The sequence below is a fragment of the Vibrio tubiashii ATCC 19109 genome (assembly GCF_000772105.1).
GTDB lineage: Bacteria > Pseudomonadota > Gammaproteobacteria > Enterobacterales > Vibrionaceae > Vibrio > Vibrio tubiashii.
Genome location: NZ_CP009354.1, coordinates 1290054 through 1310698, shown reverse-complemented (window position 1 = coordinate 1310698; position 20645 = coordinate 1290054). Strand labels below are relative to the sequence as shown.

The 20645-nt window shown below is 45.3% G+C and carries 18 protein-coding genes; 10 read left to right on the top strand and 8 right to left on the bottom strand.

Translation table 11 applies throughout. The features are described 5' to 3' along the window. Window positions 1–98: 98 nt before the first annotated feature. Window positions 99–1469, bottom strand: coding sequence for a sodium-dependent transporter (locus IX91_RS05945; protein ID WP_216607412.1), 1371 nt, complete (start codon window positions 1467–1469; stop codon window positions 99–101). Between the two features lie 425 nt (window positions 1470–1894). Here IX91_RS05945 and cls point away from each other — a divergent pair, with 425 nt between their 5' ends. The 4 genes from cls (at window position 1895) to IX91_RS05925 (ending at window position 6647) form a co-directional block, all read left to right on the top strand. Next, entirely contained in the window at window positions 1895–3349 is a 1455-nt protein-coding gene (cls, locus tag IX91_RS05940; RefSeq protein WP_004748024.1) for a cardiolipin synthase, read from the top strand. Window positions 3350–3411: 62 nt separating this feature from the next. Next, window positions 3412–4617 (top strand): cystathionine beta-lyase, encoded by a 1206-nt coding sequence (locus IX91_RS05935; RefSeq protein ID WP_004748026.1) that lies wholly within the window; start codon window positions 3412–3414, stop codon window positions 4615–4617. Between the two features lie 229 nt (window positions 4618–4846). Next, complete coding sequence (locus IX91_RS05930) at window positions 4847–5782, top strand: esterase/lipase family protein (RefSeq protein ID WP_004748028.1); 936 nt, start codon at window positions 4847–4849, stop codon at window positions 5780–5782. Between the two features lie 10 nt (window positions 5783–5792). Beyond that, on the top strand, window positions 5793–6647 hold the full coding sequence (locus IX91_RS05925; protein ID WP_004748030.1) for a lipase secretion chaperone: 855 nt from the start codon (window positions 5793–5795) through the stop codon (window positions 6645–6647). Between the two features lie 37 nt (window positions 6648–6684). Here the strand turns inward: IX91_RS05925 and IX91_RS05920 are convergent, their stop codons facing one another. The 7 genes from IX91_RS05920 to pspA all read right to left on the bottom strand — a co-directional run bounded on the left by IX91_RS05920 (window position 6685) and on the right by pspA (window position 14084). Then, entirely contained in the window at window positions 6685–7251 is a 567-nt protein-coding gene (locus IX91_RS05920; protein WP_004748031.1) for a DNA-3-methyladenine glycosylase I, read from the bottom strand. A gap of 61 nt (window positions 7252–7312) precedes the next feature. Beyond that, window positions 7313–10414: an efflux RND transporter permease subunit gene (locus IX91_RS05915; RefSeq protein WP_004748033.1), complete on the bottom strand. Its 3102-nt coding sequence runs from the start codon at window positions 10412–10414 to the stop codon at window positions 7313–7315. After that, window positions 10407–11495: an efflux RND transporter periplasmic adaptor subunit gene (locus IX91_RS05910; protein ID WP_004748036.1), complete on the bottom strand. Its 1089-nt coding sequence runs from the start codon at window positions 11493–11495 to the stop codon at window positions 10407–10409. Before IX91_RS05910 ends, IX91_RS05915 begins: the two co-directional genes overlap by 8 nt. Window position 11496: 1 nt before the next feature. After that, window positions 11497–12528, bottom strand: a complete 1032-nt coding sequence (locus IX91_RS05905; RefSeq protein WP_004748039.1) for an efflux RND transporter periplasmic adaptor subunit — start codon at window positions 12526–12528, stop codon at window positions 11497–11499. 187 nt (window positions 12529–12715) lie between these two features. Then, window positions 12716–13105 (bottom strand): envelope stress response membrane protein PspC, encoded by a 390-nt coding sequence (gene pspC / locus IX91_RS05900; RefSeq protein WP_004748040.1) that lies wholly within the window; start codon window positions 13103–13105, stop codon window positions 12716–12718. Further along, window positions 13098–13331: an envelope stress response membrane protein PspB gene (gene pspB, locus IX91_RS05895; protein ID WP_004748042.1), complete on the bottom strand. Its 234-nt coding sequence runs from the start codon at window positions 13329–13331 to the stop codon at window positions 13098–13100. Before pspB ends, pspC begins: the two co-directional genes overlap by 8 nt. Before the next feature lie 84 nt (window positions 13332–13415). Next, on the bottom strand, window positions 13416–14084 hold the full coding sequence (gene pspA / locus IX91_RS05890; protein WP_004748044.1) for a phage shock protein PspA: 669 nt from the start codon (window positions 14082–14084) through the stop codon (window positions 13416–13418). A gap of 214 nt (window positions 14085–14298) precedes the next feature. Here pspA and pspF point away from each other — a divergent pair, with 214 nt between their 5' ends. The 6 genes from pspF to IX91_RS05860 all read left to right on the top strand — a co-directional run bounded on the left by pspF (window position 14299) and on the right by IX91_RS05860 (window position 20643). Continuing rightward, entirely contained in the window at window positions 14299–15291 is a 993-nt protein-coding gene (gene pspF / locus IX91_RS05885) for a phage shock protein operon transcriptional activator (RefSeq protein ID WP_004748046.1), read from the top strand. A 116-nt stretch (window positions 15292–15407) separates the two neighbouring features. Then, complete coding sequence (gene sapA, locus IX91_RS05880; RefSeq protein WP_004748048.1) at window positions 15408–17027, top strand: ABC transporter substrate-binding protein SapA; 1620 nt, start codon at window positions 15408–15410, stop codon at window positions 17025–17027. Next, entirely contained in the window at window positions 17027–17989 is a 963-nt protein-coding gene (locus IX91_RS05875) for an ABC transporter permease (RefSeq protein ID WP_004748050.1), read from the top strand. Before sapA ends, IX91_RS05875 begins: the two co-directional genes overlap by 1 nt. Then, on the top strand, window positions 17976–18863 hold the full coding sequence (gene sapC, locus IX91_RS05870; RefSeq protein WP_004748052.1) for a putrescine export ABC transporter permease SapC: 888 nt from the start codon (window positions 17976–17978) through the stop codon (window positions 18861–18863). The genes IX91_RS05875 and sapC overlap by 14 nt, the downstream gene beginning before the upstream one ends. Then, window positions 18863–19861 carry a peptide ABC transporter ATP-binding protein gene (locus tag IX91_RS05865; protein ID WP_004748054.1) on the top strand — a complete coding sequence of 333 codons (999 nt, stop codon included), beginning with the start codon at window positions 18863–18865 and terminating at the stop codon, window positions 19859–19861. Before sapC ends, IX91_RS05865 begins: the two co-directional genes overlap by 1 nt. After that, window positions 19858–20643, top strand: coding sequence for a peptide ABC transporter ATP-binding protein (locus IX91_RS05860; protein WP_004748056.1), 786 nt, complete (start codon window positions 19858–19860; stop codon window positions 20641–20643). The genes IX91_RS05865 and IX91_RS05860 overlap by 4 nt, the downstream gene beginning before the upstream one ends. Window positions 20644–20645 lie beyond the last annotated feature (2 nt).

Here is a 20645-nt window from a genome sequence, read left to right as displayed (position 1 = left end):
ATCGGCTTAGTGATAAGACTCTTTAATAAAAGTAGCTGATAGAAACGAAAAAACCTCCCAGTTGGGAGGTTTTGTTTAACTTTAGTACGACTTCTAGTTTAAAGCTTCTTAGAGAAGACTCCGGCTAGAGCGATGATACCAATACCTAACAGCATGATTTCACCTTTACCGCTATCGAAACCAGACTTAATGCCCATGAATGCTACGATTGCGATTGCTACTGGGATGATGTACTTAACTAGGTTGTACCATAGACCAAATAGTGGGAAAGATACTTCACCATCGTTAGTGATCTCTTTCTCAAGCTCTGAGCGTGATAAGCGCCAGCCAGCAAAGATACACACCAACATACCGCCAACCGCTAGGAAGATCTTATCTGTTAGTAGGTCGAAGATATCGAACGCACCAGTGCCAAATAGCGTTGGTCCTACACCACCTAGAGAAAGTGATGCGAACACACATAGTGTTGCCATTACCGCACTTGCACTGATTACCGCTGTAGAACGTTTCATGCCTTTCTCATCGATTAGGTAAGAAACTACTACTTCAAGTAGAGATACAGAAGAAGTCAGTGCCGCTACGGTTAGACCAATGAAGAACATTAGTGCGAACAGAAGACCAATTACGCCGCCCATTTCAGCAAATAGCTGAGGTACAACAACGAATACTAGACCTGGACCTGCTGCTGGCTCCATACCGAATGCGAACATTGCAGGGAACATTGCCACACCCGCAAGGATTGCAACACCTGTGTCCATCGCGGTAACCATACCCGTGGTTTGAACTAGGTTCTCTTTCTTCTTCAAGTAAGAACCGTAAGTCAACATACAACCCATACCTAGACTTAGCGAGAAGAACGCTTGACCTAGAGCTGCAAGTACCACGCTGCTGTCTACTTTAGAGAAGTCTGGCATGAACAGGAATTCAAGACCTGCCATTGCGCCAGGTAGCATTAGACCTTTCACTGATACCACGATCAGGATTAGGAATAGTAGAGGCATTAGGATCTTACCTGCTTTCTCGATACCGCCGGAAACACCTTTCATAACGATAGCGATGTTAAGCATCAGGTAGATACCCATCCACATTAGAGGTTGAACAGGGTCTGAAATAAAACCACCGAAGCTATCACCGATTGCTTCAGGGGCGCTTAGTAGACCACCACCCACTTTAAAGATGTATGCCAGTGCCCAACCACCGACCACTGGGTAGAAACCCATGATCAGTAGACCACTTAACACACCCATAACACCTGTAAATGTCCAACGACGGTCTGTCGTTTTAAATGCACCTACAGCTGATAGACCTGTCTTACGGCCAATAGCGAATTCCGTTAACATTACGCTAAAGCCGATAAAAATTACGAAAAGAAGGTAAATTGCAACGAACGCGCCGCCGCCGCTTTCACCCGCCGTATAAGGAAATTTCCATATGTTGCCCAAACCAACAGCAGAACCTGCTGCGGCCATAACGAAGCCTAATTTAGACCCCCATGTATCACGGGCCTGTGCACTTGAACTAGTAGCCACGGTTACTCCATTAAATCGTTTTCTAAGTTGTGTTTGCTTCTGTTAGGCGTCTTAAAAAGTGGTGTATAATTATTTTTACACTTAATAAAATTATCAGTGACGCTAACGTTATGGCAAGTAAAGCAGTTTAAGATTAAAATTGGAAGCCCAATTAGTTTAATTTCCCACCACAGTTGTGAAAAATATGTTTAAATGCTGCTTTTTTAGCCTTTAACATCCACTATACACCAGATTTTACATTCTCATAACAGAATCATACTTTTTCTTTCTACTTCCTGTTCGTTACATTCTTTGAAAATTTGTCGCTTGTCGTCCTTCGTCCAGAGTTCTAATATTGGATAGCATTAGATTACCTAGGTTACTGAATGGAAAAGTTTTATCACTTTCTTACACTTGCTGGGATTGTCTTTTACTGGATTTTGGTTGCCGGTGTGACAATTCGAGTGGTGCTAAAGCGTCGTGCAGTGAGTGTTTCACTGGCCTGGCTGATGATCATTTACATCATTCCTATCTTAGGCGTTGCCTGTTATTTCCTGTTTGGCGAACTTAACCTTGGTCGAAAAAGAGCAGAACGCGCGAAGGAAATGCTTTCCCCTTTTGCAGACTGGTTCTCTAACCTTAACGACTGTCATGCTCACTCCCCAGAGAGCTTTGGTCGTCATATCTATCGCATTGATGAGCTGTGTAACAACCGCCTAGGCCTACCTGCTCTGTCAGGGAACTCGCTCTCTTTACAAAGCTCACCCGACGATATTCTGCGCTCAATTATCGAAGATATAGAAAATGCGCAAACCAGTATTCGTATGGTTTTCTACATTTGGCATCCAGGTGGACTGGCCGATTCTGTGGCTTCCGCTCTGATTCGAGCCGCAAAACGAGGCGTAAATGTTAAATTGCTGCTTGATTCTGCAGGGAGTCCGCGCTTCTTTCGTAGTGAATGGTTGAAGATGATGCGCAGTGCGGGTGTCGAAGTCGTTCAAGCATTAGAAGTCAGCCCTTGGCGTATCTTCCTGCGACGATTAGACCTTCGTCAACACCGTAAGATCATCGTAATAGACGAGAAGGTCGCCTACACAGGTTCAATGAACCTCGTCGATCCCGCCTACTTTAAGCAAGATTCTGGTGTTGGACAGTGGATCGATATAATGATTCGCGTTACTGGCCCTACTGTTAATGTCCTTTCCGCTATACATTGCTGGGACTGGGAAGTTGAAACGGGTTCACGTGCCTTTCCTTCTATTCCAGAATGCCGTATTAACCCTGAAGAGCCTCAACATCCAGTGCAAGTGGTTCCTTCAGGGCCTGGTATGCCGGAACATTTGATTTCTCAAGTTTTAACGCTTGCGATTAATCAGGCTAACCACTCGGTTCGTATCACGACCCCTTACTTTGTCCCGAGCTCTGACTTACTTGAAACTCTTAAGATGACAGCCCAACGTGGCATTAATGTAGAACTTATCATTCCACACAAAAATGACTCGTTGATGGTTCAATGGGCGTCACGCGCATTTTATAGCGAGCTGCTAAGCGCAGGTGTCAAGATCTACGAGTTTTACGGTGGATTACTCCATACAAAATCGGTTGTCATTGATGAGGAGTTTTGCCTCGTTGGGACAGTAAATATGGATATGAGAAGCTTATGGCTCAATTTCGAACTCACTTTAGCCATTGATGATCTTGCTTTCACCAAAGAGATGTTCTGGCTCCAGCAAAGTTATATGGAAGAATCGCATATCGTTGATATCGAAGAATGGAAAAAGCGAACGCTATTCTCTCGCTTTTTAGAGCGTGTATTTTATCTGTTTAATCCTCTGCTTTAATCCCTTGCTATTCATGCTTTGCCGTGGTTTAAATAAGGTAAAGTATTCGATAAGGACTTCCGATGTCAGAAAGTAAGCAGACCAAGTTCGTTACCGCTGGTCGCGATAAAAAGTGGACTAACGGTGTGGTTAACCCTTCCGTTCAAAGAGCCTCAACCGTCGTTTTTAACACCGTTGCAGAAAAGCATCACGCAACGGTGAACCGAGCAAACAAAACTCTGTTTTATGGTCGCCGCGGCACCACGACTCACTTTGCGTTCCAAGATGCAATGACAGAGATTGAAGGTGGTGCAGGTTGCGCCCTTTACCCATGTGGCACCGCCGCTATCTCTAATGCTATTTTGTCTTTTGTTGAAACGGGCGATCATATTCTTATGGTCGATACCTGTTATGAACCCACGCGCGACTTCTGCGACAAAATTCTCAAGAAGATGGGCGTAGAAACCACTTACTACGAACCAACGATTGGGGAAGGGATCAAAGAGCTCATCAAACCAAACACAAAAATTCTATTCCTTGAGTCTCCAGGCTCTATCACCATGGAAGTGCAAGACGTACCTACTCTGTCAAGCATTGCACATCAACACGATATCATCGTTATGCTCGATAATACTTGGGCGGCTGGGGTGAATTTCTCTCCATTTGAGCATGGTGTTGATATTTCAATTCAAGCGGCAACCAAATACATTGTCGGACACTCAGATGTGATGCTTGGCACTGCGGTAGCCAGCGAGCAATATTGGGATCAGTTACGTGAACAAAGCTACCTGATGGGTCAGTGCGTGTCTCCTGACGATGCCTACTTAGGCTTACGCGGAATTCGCACTTTAGATGTGCGCTTGCGTCAACACGCGGAGAACAGCTTGAAAGTGGCGCAGTGGCTTCAAAACAGACCAGAAGTCGATCATGTTCGCCACCCTGCCCTTGAAACCTGTCCTGGTCACGAGTTTTTCACACGTGATTTTACCGGTGGAAATGGCCTATTTTCATTTGTGCTGAAAACCAGTTACCCGCGAGCAACAACAGCCCTGTTAGATGGAATGAAGCATTTTAGCATGGGGTATTCTTGGGGCGGTTTTGAAAGTCTGATTCTTGCCAATGAACCGAAAAGCTTCAATAGTCTGCGTACAGTTGCTAACCCTAATTTTGAGGGAACCTTGATTCGTGTCCATATTGGACTTGAAGACGTCGATGATCTGATCGCTGATTTAGAAGCAGGACTAGAACGATACAACGCTCTGGTTCTCGAAAAAGAAGCGACCGCCTAGTACCTTCAAACAATTGATTATTTAGCCTCGCTCGCGAGGCTTTTTAATGCACTGATTTTATTAACAATTTAATCAAAACAGTTTTCTAAAACCTTTCGTTAATTAAAGCTGTTGTTTTTTAATTCAACATCACGTTTTAATCTTTCTTTAACAATTCATATTTCGTATAGCTCAATTTTTCTTCTACGTTTAAATATCTCATCAGAGGTCATACCAGAAGGAGCTAACATTGAAACTGATCTACTCACTTGTCCTGACTTGCGCACTCGCAATTGGACAACCGACACTCACCAACCTTGCCCACGCAGGTGGTTATACACAAACTCAACACCCCATTGTCCTCGTCCACGGACTCTTCGGCTTTGATACTCTCGCTGGTGTCGACTATTTCTACGGAATACCGCACTCGCTAACCCGAGACGGCGCGACTGTCTACGTTGCTCAGGTATCTGCCTCTAACAGTACTGAGGTCAGAGGCGAGCAACTTCTCAAACAAGTAGAAACACTGCTCGCTGCTACTGGGGCGACTAAAGTCAACCTAATAGGCCATAGTCATGGTGGACCAACGGCTCGGTACGTTGCATCCGTGAGACCGGACCTTGTCGCCTCTGTCACGAGTATTGGTGGTGTAAACAAAGGCTCAAAAGTCGCCGATCTGGTAAGAGGAACTGTCCCTGAAGGTTCAGGCTTAGAAGGATTGGCCGTGAAACTTGCTGGGGGTTTAACCACTCTTATCAATCTCCTATCAGGAGGTACAGATCTTGAGCAAGATCCTTTAGCCTCTTTGGAAGCACTGACTACTGAAGGCTCTCTGGCATTCAATCAGCATCATCCATATGGCATTCCTACCACTGCATGTGGCGACGGGGATCTTCTCGCCAGCAATGGCGTCTATTACTACTCATGGACAGGATCTTCCACTTTTACCAACCTTTTGGATCCAACTGATGGAGCGATGGTGATACTCGGCTGGGCATTTGACGAACCCAATGACGGACTTGTTGGGGCATGCAGTACTCACCTAGGCAAAGTGATTCGTGACGACTACAAAATGAATCATCTGGATGAAATAAACGGGCTCTTGGGCATTCACCACCTATTCGAAACTGATCCCGTCACACTCTATCGACAACACGCCAATCGCCTCAAACAACAAGGACTGTAAGGGTAAACCAATGAAAAAGACCGTTCTAATCACCATTTCTGTCATCACTTCAATTGGATTTGGAGCGGTCTTATATTTGTCCGAGAGGCAACAGGAAACTCCAGCCCCGATCCTTTCTCAAGCTGATGTAGACGTTGACACAACTACCCCCAAGCACTTTTTTGATTTTTCACTCAGCAGCTTAGGTGAACAAAATCTTGATGAGATAAAAAAGAAAGTGAATAAGCGTGCTTCAACAGAGAGCAAATTGAGTAACGAGGAAGTGTTGTTTGCCACTTATTTGGAGTACAAAGAAGCATTAGCGGAGCTTGAACCTTTACAAGCTGCCCAACTCACTGCTCTAGACCTCGAACAACTTCACTCTCAGATCTTAGCGTTACAGTCTCGCTACTTCTCTGAGCAGGAAATAAAGCTGCTATTTGAAGAAGAGAATCTGTTGCGACAATTGGCGATTAACAAAGCGAGAATCACTGAAAATGATTTGGATGCCGAGCAAAAAAAGAGCTTACTAGAAGACCAACTCAATAACATGCCTAACTACATTCAGGCAGCAGAAAAAAACAATCTGCTGGTTGTAGAATTGGACTCTGTCTCAAAGCTTGATGACCAAGACAAATACATCGCAAGAAGCGAGTTAGTTGGTGAGGACGGGGCTAAGCGATTAGCGGAACTCGATCAACAACGTGCAATATTTCAAACAGCACTGGATTCCTATTTAGTAAGCAGGGATGAACTACTCACGTCTAACTCTCTATCCGATCAAGACAAAAAGCGACAGATCGCACAGCTTAGAGAAAAGAGCTTCGATTCAACACAGTTGCGACGTGTCGAAGCACTTGAGAGGATTCATGACCAAAGTCGTTAGCCAAACATGTTGGCAGCACAAAGTGTGCCGCCTAATGCTATTTAGCCCCTTTCTTTGGGCAGTCAACTAGGTGATCATCAACCATACCGACCGCTTGCATGAAGGCGTAACAGATCGTTTCGCCAACAAACTTAAAGCCTTTCTTTTTGAGAAATTTGCTCATTGCCTTCGATTGCTCTGTCGAAGCAGGCACACCACTCATTTGCGTCCAGTTATTTACGATCGGTTTACCATCAACAAACTGCCACAAAGCGTTCGATAAGCTGCCATATTCTTCAATCAGTGCCAAAGCCGCACGCGCATTTCCAAATACAGAGGTAATCTTGCCTCGATGTTTGACGACATCATAATTTTCGATAATTTGCTCGACCTGACTTTCATCATACTGCGACAGACGAGACAAGTCATAGCCTTCAAACGCTGCTCGGTAACCCTCACGTTTCTTTAGAATCGTAATCCAACTCAGCCCTGCCTGAGCCCCTTCTAAGGTTATGAACTCAAACAGTACATTGTCATCATAAACCGGCACGCCCCATTCCGCATCGTGGTATTCGCGCTCAAGTTCATGATTCATCGCCCAAGCACAAGTTGTATCCTTGCTCATTGATTCTCTCCTTAAAAACAAACGCCCCCGACAAAGTCAGGGGCGTTTACTTCTAGTTTAGTTAGTTTGGCACTTTTACTTTGTGGAATAGACGATACAACACTGGTACGACAATAAGTGTCAGTACTGTCGCAAAACCTAAACCAAACATGATGGTTACCGCCATTGGCTTGAAGAAGATGTCTGGAAGCAAAGGAATCATACCCAAGATGGTCGTAATCGCCGCCATACAAACAGGACGAACACGACTTAATGCAGCGTCAACGACTGCCACATATGGGTCTTTGCCCGAGTGCATTTCAATCTCGATCTGATCCAGCAAGACAATCCCGTTCTTAAGCAACATACCCGACAAGCTCAAGAAACCGAGCAAGGCCATAAAGCCAAATGGGGTGTTCAGTGCCAGTAGGCCCGTTGTCACACCAATAATTGCCAGTGGTACTGTTAACCAGACGATCAACGGCTCTTTCACCGAGTTAAACAAGAACACGGTGACTAAGAACATAAACAGGTAGCCCATCGGCATGGTAGTAAAGAGTGACTCTTGGGCATCACCCGAAGACTCATACTCACCACCCCACTCTAATGAATAACCCGGCGGCAGCTCAATCGCTTCAATCTGCGGCATTAGACGAGCTTGAAGTGTCGCGGCAGTCTCTTCACCTAGCAAGTCAGGATCAGCAAAGACTGTTAGCATACGCTTACGGTTCTTACGCACTATGATTGGGTCTTCCCAACGAATTTCGTAGCCCATTGTGACTTGTTGCAGCGGGATGTACTCGCTAAGTGCAGGACTCCATATCTTCATACCTTCGATATTTCGAATGTCGACACGTTCATCTTCTGGTAAGCGTGCCACTATCGGCATCAAGGTCGTACCATCTCGGTAAACACCAATTGACTTGCCAGAGAATGACATCGCAAGAAACTCATCCACATCAGACTTACTGATACCGTAACGACGAGCTTGGCTTTCATTAAACTGCGGCTCAAGCACTTTCGTACGTTCACGCCAGTCGTGACGAATATTGGTGGTGCCTGGGTCCGCGTGCATGATGTCTTCAACTTGCTTGGCTATTCCACGCAGTACCGTTGGATCTGAGCCAATAATACGAGCTTCGATTTTCGCACCGCCACCTGGGCCAAGTTCAATCTGTTTAAGCTTGTAGTTAATTTCAGGGAACTTGTCCTCCAAGTGGAGCCTAAAGTTCGTCATTAAGCTGGCAAGTTGCTCGTAATCAGCCACCCTAGTCGTGATTTCACCATACGCCGCATAGCTCTTCTCTGGTGCATAGGTCAGCATAAAGCGTTGCAGACCTTTACCAGCAGTAGTGGTAATGTGCTCGACACCCTCTTGATCAGATAACCAAGATTCCAAGGCTTTCAGTTTCGTGTTTGTCGCACGAATATCGGTCCCTTCAGGCAACCAGATGTCTGCTTGGAAGATAGGCGTTGTTGAAGATGGGAAGAACGACTGCTTAACTTGCGTAAAGCCAACAATGCTCGCAGCTAAACCCAGAATAAGCACAACGACGGTTAACCAAGCTCGCTTCATACAGAACTCAAGGAAGCCTTTGTACACCACGAAGATCATTCCATTGTATGGATCGCTTTCTGCCCCATCTTGCTTGAACTTCTGACCTTTAAAGAAGATATCAGCAAAGAATGGAGTAAGAGAAATAGCCGTAAACCAGCTCAACATCAGCGAAATAAGAAGCACACTAAATAAGGTGCCACAATATTCACCTGTCGCGTCCTCCGACAAACCGATTGGCGCAAATGCCGTCACCGCAATCACTGTCGCACCGAGCAACGGCCATTTGGTTTGAGTCACGATATCTGTCGCGGCTTGCATCCGCGTCCGCCCTTTCTGCGTGCCAATCAATATCCCTTCGACCACCACAATGGCATTATCCACCAGCATACCTAAAGCGATAACCAGAGCACCTAGGGAGATACGTTGTAAATCGATAGCAAAGTACTTCATAAATATGAAAGTACCCAGAACGGTGAGTAGCAAAATAAGACCAATCAACAGGCCAGATCTTAGTCCCATAAAGAACAGCAGTACGATGATAACGATCGCGACCGCTTGACCTAGGCTGACGACAAATCCGCTTACAGACTTATCAACTTCTTTAGGTTGACTGTAGATCTCAGAGATCTCAACACCTACGGGCTGCTGGTACTTAAGCTCAGCTAAACGTCGATCAAAGCGTTGGCCTACTTCAACAACGTTTACCCCTTGAGCAAAGGAAACCCCTAAGTTAAGCGCTAGTTCACCATTGAAAGTGACAATATTGCTCGGAACTTCAACATAGCCACGAGTAATGTCTGCGACGTCTTTCAGGTAGATCAGTCCCTGTGCACCACTCTCAGTAATGATTAAATCACCGAGCTGATCCACATTTTTGAACTCACCGGTAGGATGAATTCGAATGTATTCATCACCGATTCGAATTGCGCCCGCATCAGAAACCACGTTCTGAGTGGATAACAAGTTAAATACCGTGTTCGGTGCGATTCCGAGGGTGCTCAAACGCTTCATCGAAATCTCGATAAAGACCTGCTCTTGCTGTTCTCCGGAGACCGAAACCTTACTGACACCATCTATAAGCTCCAGCTCTCGACGTAGATAGTCCACATAATCGAGTAGCTCTTTGTAGCTGTAGCCATCACCAGTTACCGCTAGTAAGATGCCGTAAACATCACCAAAGTCATCAATCACCGATGGGTCATTAACCCCCGGCGGTAGCTGACCTTTTAGATCGTTCACTTTTCGGCGTAACTCATCCCAAATCTGGGGTAAATCATCGGGGCCATAGTTGTTTTTCATCGAAACGGTTATTTGCGATAAACCGCGACTTGAAATGGAGTTGACTTCATCGACATAGGTTAGCTGCTGGATAGCCTTCTCTATAGGATAAGTCACCTCTTCTTCTACTTGCTGTGGCGTCGCACCCGGGTAGGAAGTCACAACCATAGCATCTTTGATGGTAAATGCAGGGTCTTCCAATCGACCTAAACCAAAGAAAGCCGCAGCACCACCAATCAAGAAGATTAACGAGATCATCCAACTGATCACACGGTTGCGGATAAAGTAAGCCGCGATACCCGTTACATCATCATCGCTTTGCGGCGAGTTGTTCTTATGTTCACTCATTACCCGCCTCCTGCTTAACTACTTGCACCTGCATACCTTCCCTTAATCTAGAAACACCTGCTATCACAACTGACTGCTCACTAGTTAATCCATCTAGAATTTGAATGGCGTCTTTACTCGCCTTGCCAGTCACGACTTTTCGCTTTGTAACAGAGTTATCTGGATTGAGTACCCAAACATATTTGCTTTGTCTATCCAGCGAGTCTCCATCACCATTGAAAATGGCTTCAATAGGTACTTGAACCCCACCTTTAAGCTCTAAACCAACATCTTTACCCTTAGACGTTACCTCTACTGCCATACCATCCAGAATGTACTCTTCTTCAGGCATAGGTAGTGTTAAAGTCACGGTAAATGTACCGGTCGCCGGGTCTGGCTCAGTGGTAAACTCTTTGATAGTCGCATTGTATTCATTGCCACTCGGTACTCGCACAACAGCTTCAATGTTTTCTAACGACTCTTGAGTCGGCTGGCTGGCATGGAGTTGGTCAGGAAGTTGTATCAACACCTCGACGCTCTCGACACTGTGGATATTGACGACTTGTTGACCGACCTGAATGTTCTCAAACTGATCAACGTTAACGCGTGAGATAATCCCATCAACAGGCGCTTTCAATTTAGTAAAAGATAAACGAAGTTTGGCTAATTGAAGCTCTGCATAAGCAATCTGACGGTTCGCTGCTATCTCGTCGAATTGAGACTTAGCCAGCAAACCTTTATCCACAAGCGGCTTTGAGCGCTTGTACTGACTATCTACCACGCTGTAACGCGCAGTGGCATTATCAACCTCAAGTTTGTAGTCGGTAGGGTCTAACTCTGCAATCAAGTCACCCTGTTTAAGGTGATCACCTTCTTTAACGTAAATTTTGCTGATTTCCCCTGCCACGCGGAAGCTTAAGTGCGAGCGTTCTGCTGCGTTTGCTACCGCAGGAAAATAGAGGCGGTCTTCGTTTACAACTTGGTTGGAAAGTGCCAACACTTTCACTTTAGGTGTACCAAAATCCACATACTGTGGTTCACCACCACACCCAGCTAACAGTGCAGCCGAAGAGAGCGCACATAGATTAAACCATTGCTTCATCTTACAGCCCTCGCTCTTTGATCCACTCTCGAACCTTAATCCCAGATTCGATGCCATTCACACCAGATATAACGACCTGATCGCCTTCGTTTAAGCCACTTTGCACTTGCTGTTTGTCATTTAATTCAACTAACGCTTTCGCAACAATGCCCTGTGAATCGACTCGCCAAACGTAAGTCTGACCGTTCTCTTCCATCAATGCAGACTGAGGAATTCGAGTAGCCCCCGTTGACTCGACCGCGACATGAATAGAGCCTGCCATACCCGGCAAAATGCCAACATCTTCGGGTCTTTCCATCACCATGGTCACTTTATAAGAGCCCGTTTTTGGATCGGCTTCGGTATCAACCTCTTGGAACATAAGTTCATATTGGGTTCCGGGAAAAGCATCAAAGGTCATGTGCGCTGTCAGATTAAGTCCACTAGCGAAGCGATTAAGAAGATGATCAGGAAGTTGGAAAATCACTTTCATCAATTGGGTCGTCTGAATGTTCATCACCCCTTCTTTGGCGGCAATGTATTCATGAGCTTCAGCAGGAACAATAGATATAGTGCCGTTGTACGGCGCCACTAAGCGCGTGTAGCGTAAGTTGGCTTGTGCTTGTTCCAATGTAGCTCTGGCAGAATTTCGTTTAGCTTTCGCTTCATCAAAGTCTTGCTCTGATACCACTTTGTCTTTACGAAGTTTCTTATAACGTTGGTACTGTACATCTGTAAGGCGATATTGTGCTTCCGCTTGCTTGGCTAAAAGAGTGTACTCGTCAGGGTTAAGTGCGGCCAGTACATCGCCTTTATTAACAGATTGCCCCGCAACTACATCAATAGACTGGAGTTGACCGGGAACACGAAAGGCAAGAACGGCTTTATCACCAGCTTCAGAAGTCGCTGGGAAGGTACGCTCAAACTGAGCATTACCGATGGAAACAGTAAATAGTTTAGCTGGCCTTGAATCAGGCTCGGGAACAGGAGGAAGTTCCTTGCCACAACCACTCAATACAGCAGCTGTCGCAAGAAACAAAATGGATTTGCGCATAATCAATCATCCGTTTGCAGCGATTAGTTACAAAGATAGATGAATGATACCGTCTCTTCCATAGAATAGGCAGGAAATATTATTAAAATTAATAATTTGCCTAATGAATGAGCGAATCGTCGCACTTTTAAGCCTTCACTGTGTCGGATGCACCTGAAGGCTCAATTTGGCTAACTCAACTAGGTCGTTATAGCGTTTTAAACTCTTTATCGACTTTAAACGCATCTGAAGTGACGTAAGCCTCAATATCGCGAATTTGGATTTCTAAGTTATGGAAGTCTTTCTCAATCGTGTTGAGTAACATTTCAGGGGTTTGACCTTGCTGCCAAGGCTTGTTTTTAAGCTTGTGCTCTTGCTCGGTTTTGATCGCTTCTACATAGTTAGGTGGCTGCTTTTCGATCATCAACGTCATCGCGATATAGGCGAGAATAACCAAGAAACTACCGCCCAGTAGAGCGGCTGAAATCACCAAGATGCGTACTAACCACACTTCCAACGCAAAGTAGTTCGCCAAACCTGCACATACGCCAGTGATCTTGCCATTTACAGTATCGCGGTATAACTCACGCTTATTCATAGCGGCGCCTCCAGCTCGGTGATTCTGCATCTAAAATACGCTCCAACGTATCGACTCGGCTCTGCATACTGGCAGCCTTCTCGGATAAAGACTCTAGTCGCTGTAAATCTTCTTGAGATAATCCTGTGCTTGCATTCTTCTTACTTCGGTAGTGTAAAAACAGCCATAGAGGAGCAACGAAAATCAGAAATACGATCAGTGGACCAGCAATGAAAAATGACGACATAAATAACTCCTTAATCAAAGGTAGATGAACGGCGCTCTGCACTAACGTTATCTACCTAAATAATTTAACAAAATAAAACTGGAATTACTTTTTATCTTCCATTTGCTTTTTAAGCTTTTCTAACTCTTTTTCAATTTCATCTTGAGCTTGCAGCTCCGCAAACTCTTGATCTAAAGATTTAGCGTTGCCCGTTTTTGCATACAAATCGGCTTCAGCTTCCATCTCATCAATCTTGCGCGAGTATTGCTCAAACTTAGCCATGGCTTCGCTAGTACGCGCAGTATGCAGATGTTTTTGAACATCTCGGCGGTTAGAGGCTGTTTGACTGCGAATCGCTAAAGCCTGTTGCTTAGCGCGAGTCTCGGTAATTTTGATTTCTAGCTTGCTGATTTCACCCGTCAACTTGTCGATTGTTTCTTCAACTAAGGTTTGCTCAGTGTGTAGACCTTTCAGCATATCTTGCAGTTTTTGCTTTTCAATCAATGCCGATCTTGCAAGATCTTCGCGCTGCTTAGTTAACGCTAAGGTCGCTTTTTGCTGCCACTCATCAATGGCCGCTTCCATTGACTCAACTTTGCGTGCCAACTCTTTTTTATCAGCAATCGCTTTTGCCGAGTTAGTTCTTACTTCAACTAACGTATCTTCCATTTCCTGAATGATTAAGCGGATCATTTTTTCAGGATCTTCTGCTTTATCCAATAGAGCACTGATGTTTGAATTAACGATGTCTGCGAATCGAGAGAAAATACCCATAGCTAGGCTCCTTGTTTTGTTGCAATCAGGTCATGCTAAGCATCACCATCAAATCTGTATTTGTTTTACTTCGGTAACTGACTCTTAGTATTCCAAGTTGCGTGCCAACTTTTCAACCCATAAAAATCAGATAGTTACGAAATAATTCATTGCAATCCTTTTTAACCTGTGTTGAATTTAACCTACAGTTGGTAAATTTCACCACGGAGCAATCATGCAGCAAAATCTTATTGGCGAATCCCCTGCCTTTCTTTCTGTATTAGACAAGGTATCTAAGTTAGCCGCTATTGAGCGACCAATATTGATCATTGGCGAACGAGGAACTGGTAAAGAATTGATTGCTCAGCGACTTCACTACTTATCTAAACGTTGGGATCAGCCGTTAATTTCACTCAACTGCTCTACCCTCAGCGAAGGCTTGATTGATTCAGAGCTTTTTGGTCATGAACAAGGCTCATTCACCGGCTCTAAGGGGCGTCATAAGGGGCGATTTGAGCGCGCTGAAAATGGCACCCTATTTTTAGATGAGTTGGCCACGGCACCATTACTTGTGCAAGAAAAACTTCTCCGAGTGATTGAATACGGTCAATATGAGCGTGTTGGTGGCCATCAGCTCTTGAATGCCAATGTGCGTCTAGTCTGTGCCACCAATGCAGATTTGCCTCAAATGGCGAGTGAAGGCGCTTTTCGTGCAGATTTACTCGACAGGCTGGCATTTGATGTTATCCATTTACCGCCTCTTCGCGAACGCCAAGAAGATATCCTATTACTGGCCGAATACTACGCAATAAAGATGTGCCGTGAGCTCGGCTTCGAGTACTTTGTCGGCTTTTCGACTCCAGCAGAACAAAGTTTGCTTAGCTATCATTGGCCAGGAAATGTGCGCGAGTTGAAAAACGTGATTGAAAGAGCGGTTTACCAACACGGCATGCAAGAAGACCCCATTGAACAACTCGTCTTTGACCCTTTCCAATCGTCTTGGCAAAGCATACGCCCAGAGGAAGAAACAACAGCAGGCCTTGAAACGCCTGAGTTTCAATTCCCAATTGACTATAAACAGTGGCAAGAACAACAGGACCAACTCATACTTACCGAAGCATTAAAGCAAAGCCAGTTTAATCAGAGGAAGGCGGCTGAACTACTTGGGTTAAGTTATCACCAATTGCGAGGCATGGTTCGTAAGTATGACCTGACCAATCTCAGTTAACCCACCAATTTTGTGGTTTTGCTTTGGTTACAACGGGTAATTAGTGGTAAATTATTAGGATCTTAAGGCATAATGGTGAGTTCCATTGTGCTTTGTCCCAGACACTTGTTCTTTCTATGAAAGCATTCATTCAGTTTACATTAGGTTTGTTCAGCCTCAGCCTATTAGCCGGTTGTGGTGAAGAAATTGACCATGACAAAATTCGTCAGAAGGGTTTTGTCTATTGTGGTCAAGGTGGTCCTTCGACTTTTAACCCTCAATTGGTCGATAGTGGCATTACAACCGAAACACTCAGCCCTCAGCTGTTTAATACCTTGCTGACCCTCGATAGCCAAACCTATCAGCCAGTGCCAAGCCTTGCGACTAAATGGTCAGTAAATAAAGAAGGTACGGAATACATCTTTACGTTGCGTAAAGGTGTCCAGTTCCAAACAACCGCTTGGTTTACACCTTCCAGATCGATGAACGCGGAAGATGTGGTCTTTAGTTTTAGACGCATTATTGATACTACCAACCCTTTTCACTATGTCGGAAGCGGTCTTTACCCTTGGTTCAGTGGTATTGATTTTCAAAACCTCGTTGTTGACGTATCAGCACTATCCCAACACAAAGTGATATTTACTCTTAACCGACCTGACAATAGCTTTCTGTCGAACATTGCGACCAGCCATGCGGTTATCCACTCTAAAGAGTATGCAGGGCAACTTGAACTTAGCGACGAGAAAAGTATGCTCGATAGCCATCCTGTTGGTACGGGTCCATTCTACCTAGCCGAGTATCAAGTCAACGATCTCATCCGTCTTAAACGTAATAATCGCTATTGGCAAGACAGACCAAAGATGGAACAGGTCGTATTCGACATATCTCAACGTGGTACAGGTACTTTGGCAAAACTGCTTCGCAGTGAATGTGACGTGCTCAACGCGCCGCTCTCTAGTCAGTTGCCAATTATCGAGCAAACATCAGATGTTGAGTTAACCGCAAAACCCGCAATGAACATCTCTTTCGTTGCCGTGAACACTTCTCACCCTGCTTTGAATGATGCTCGCGTGCGTAAAGCGCTTAACTATGCCATCAACCGTCAGAACATTTTGGATTCGGTCTACTACGGCACAGGCAGTCAGGCGTATTCCGTTTTACCGCCTTCTTCGTGGGCCTATCAAAAAGATTCGGTACAAATTCGCTATGATCGCAACTACGCTATCGCACTGTTACGTGAAGCGGGTTATAGCAAAGGATTAGAGCTGACAATGTCGGTCCCATTGGAGCCACGTGCCTACAACCCTAGTCCAAGAAAAACGGCAGAATTAATCCAAGCAAACCTAGCAGATGTCGGGATTAAGCTCAATTTGATGACAGATGATAGATACGATCGCAGCAATCTCAATGACAATACAAACATTGATCTCCACTTAACGGGTTGGATCGCCAATACCGGAGACCCTGACAACTTTTTAAGGCCGCTTCTTTCTTGTGAATCAAAACGCGCTGGCCTGAATGTTTCAAGTTGGTGTAATCCTGACTTCGATTTTCTGCTCGACCTTGCACTTGAAGTCGATAAGCCTCGCTATAGACAGAACCTTTATAAACAGGCGCAAAACATACTTAATGAAGAATTTCCTGTGATTCCACTAAATCATGGCATGCAGCTACAAGCGCATCACACCTCACTTCGAGGCTTTAAGGTTAGCCCATTCAACGCGCAGCCGTTTGATACTGTCGAGAGGTTCAAGTAATGCTGTTGTATTCTGTTCGACGCTTTAACCTGTTTATTATCACCTTACTGATGCTCACTATGGTGGGTTTCAGTATTTTAAGGCTAGAACCTAACTCTCCGTGGGCTATCCATGATTTCTGGAGCGGCTGGATGCTCTACGTTGGTGAGCTAATGCAGCTTAACCTCGGCGTGACCAAGTCAGGAACACCGATCATTGACGAGCTCAGCATTGTCTTTCCCGCGACGCTAGAGCTGTGTTTTATCGCCTTTGTAATTTCGCTGCTTGTTGGTATTCCTGTGGGAACATTAGCGGGAATGAAGCAAGGAAAGTGGATCGATACTGTGATTTCGTTTACTTCCATGTCTGGCTATTCTGCACCGCTGTTTTGGGTCGCGCTTTTGATGATCATGGTATTTTCTCTGCACTTTCAGGTATTCCCTGTCGCTGGTCGCTACGATTTACTCTATCAAATTGACCACGTAACAGGATTTGCGATTATTGATGCCTTCTTTGCAAGTGGTGAATATCGTGCTCATGCGCTGCAAAGTGTTTTGGAACACCTCATCCTGCCTTGCCTTGTGCTGGCCCTTGCGCCAACCACTCAGGTCATAGGTTTGATGCGAGCTTCCGTTGCTGAAGTGATGGGGCAAAACTATATTCGCGCTGCGCGTATTAAAGGTTTGTCTACGCACGAAATCGTGACCCAGCACGTGTTACGCAACGCTATCCCACCGATTATTCCAAAAATCGGTGTGCAGCTTTCTAGCATGCTAACCCTAGCCATTATTACTGAATCTATCTTTAACTGGCCGGGCATTGGTCGATGGTTACTTGATGCCCTCTCAAATCAAGATTACGTTGCCATACAAGCTGGGGTCATCGTCGTGGCGACGTTTGTCCTAACCGCTAACATCTTGTCTGATCTGATTGGTGCTATGGTCAATCCATTGGTAAGGAAGGAGTGGTATGCTAACCGATAATGTCTACCAAGAAGAGCGTATCCCTACCCAGTTTGAACGTTTCTGGCGTAGTTTCCGTGCAAACAATCTTGCTATGTTTGGCCTGTGGTGTTTACTACTGCTATGCCTAATTACACTTGTTTCACCTTGGATTACGCCTCATGACCCTCAAGCACAAAGTGGTGAGTTACTCGTGCCTCCATCTTGGAATCCAACTGGTACAGTTGAGTACTTCCTTGGAACCGATGATCTCGGCAGAGATATTCTTTCACGCTTAATTGAAGGCTCGCGACTTACCTTTGGAGCTGCTTTTCTGATAACTGTTATCGCTACAGTGATTGGATGTATCATCGGCGTATTGGCGGGAATGACCAAAGGCTTACTATCAAGTGTCTTAAACCACTTACTTGATACCGTCATGTCCATTCCATCGCTGCTGCTCGCGATTATTTTTGTCGCTTTCCTAGGCTTTGGCGAGTTCAATATTTTGCTGGCTATCTGTTTAGCCTTGATTCCAAGATTTGTCCGCTCGGTTTATATCGCAGTGCATACCGAAGTGGAAAAAGATTACATCATGGCTGCACGTCTTGATGGGGCAAACCAATTCTATCTACTTTGGAATTCGATATTGCCCAACATTCTTGTCGTCATTGCCACCGAAATCACTTTGGCATGGTCTATCGCTATTTTGGATATCACCGCTTTGGGTTTCCTTGGATTAGGCGCACAAGCACCTAGTACCGAGTGGGGAGCAATACTCGGTGATTCCGTTGAACTCATCTACCTTGCGCCTTGGACCGTTACCCTCCCCGGACTCGCAATAATGTTTACTGTTATTGTCATCAACCTTGTTGGTGAGGGTATCCGCCAAGCGCTTAATGCGGGGATCGAATAATGCCGTTATTAGATATTCGACATCTCACTATCGAGATTGAGACGCCTCAAGGGATGATGAAAGCCGTTGACCGAATGAGCCTGACCATGAACGAAGGTGAAATTCGCGGTTTAGTGGGTGAATCAGGCTCAGGGAAAAGTCTGGTCGCTAAAGCCATCGTTGGTGTATGTAAAGACAACTGGAAAGTGACCGCAGACCGAATGAGGCTCGGAAATGTCGATTTACTGCAGCTGACTCCTAAAGAGCGTCGACGCGTTATCGCCCGCGACATTGCGATGATCTTCCAAGAGCCATCAACCTGTTTAGATCCTTCAGAAGAAGTAGGCAAGCAGCTTATTGAAGCGATTCCCTCACGCTCTTTTGAAGGTAAATGGTGGGAACGCTTTAAGTGGCGCAAGAAGCAAGCCATCGCTCTGCTGCATAAAGTCGGTATTAAAGACCACCAGCAGATTATGGATAGCTTCCCATACGAGCTGACAGACGGTGAATGTCAGAAGATCATGATCGCGATGGCGATCGCTGCCAAACCAAAGCTATTGATCGCAGATGAGCCAACCAACGATTTAGACCCAATTACCCAATCACAGATCTTGCGCTTATTGAGTCGAATGAATCAGCTACACAATACTTCGATCATGCTAATTGGCCATGACCTGACAACCATTACTCAGTGGGCAACCCGCATTACGGTTATGTATTGTGGTCAGTCGGTTGAGTCTGCTGATACTTCTAAGATCTTAGACAAACCTAAACACCCATATACCGCGGCGCTGCTTAAAGCCATGCCCGACTTCAACGATTGGATTCCGCATAAAGAGAAGCTGCAATCCCTACCGGGTTCCATTCCACCGCTACAGCATTTACCGATTGGCTGCCGACTTGGTCCTCGCTGCCCATATGCGCAGCGCCAGTGTGTTGAAATACCGATGACACGTCGAATTAAAAACCACAAATTTGCATGTCACTTCCCACTGAACATGGATAAGAAAAAAGCATGAGTGCTCTATTAGAAGTTAACCAACTATCAAAGACTTTTGTGACTCGCTCAAGCCTGTTTCGCAAGAAGGTTCAAGAAGCCGTAAAACCGCTTAGCTTTAGCCTTGAAGCCGGACAAACCATTGGCTTTATCGGTCAAAACGGCTCAGGTAAATCGACATTAGCACGCATGTTAGCGGGGGTAGTAGAACCGACTTCGGGCGAAATTCGCGTTAATGGTGAGCTTTTGGAGCATAAAGACTACTCCACTCGCTGTAAGCTGATTCGCATGATTTTCCAAGATCCAAATACCTCTTTGAATCCTCGAATTCAGATTGGACGTATCTTAGAAGGGCCTCTAAAACGTAACACCAATATGCCGCCAGAGGCGCGCATAAAGCGCGTCAAAGAGACGCTTCTCAGAGTGGGGTTGCTACCAGAGCACGCTTATTTCTACCCTCAGATGCTCGCCACAGGCCAAAAACAGCGTGTTTGTTTGGCCCGTGCACTCATCCTTCAGCCATCAGTAATCGTTGCTGATGAAGCTTTGAATGGATTGGATATGGCCATGCGTTCGCAAATCATCAACTTGTTTCTTGAGCTTCAAGAAGAGATGGGGGTTTCGTTTATTTATGTGTCACAGCATATCGGCATTGTAAAACACATTACCGATAAAGTGATGGTGATGCATGAAGGGGAACTCGTCGAGAGCGGTGAAACCCATGAAGTGCTTAGTTGCCCAACACACCCTGTGACACAAAGATTAGTAGAAAGTCATTTCAATAAGGCGACCTGCTTTAAATAGGA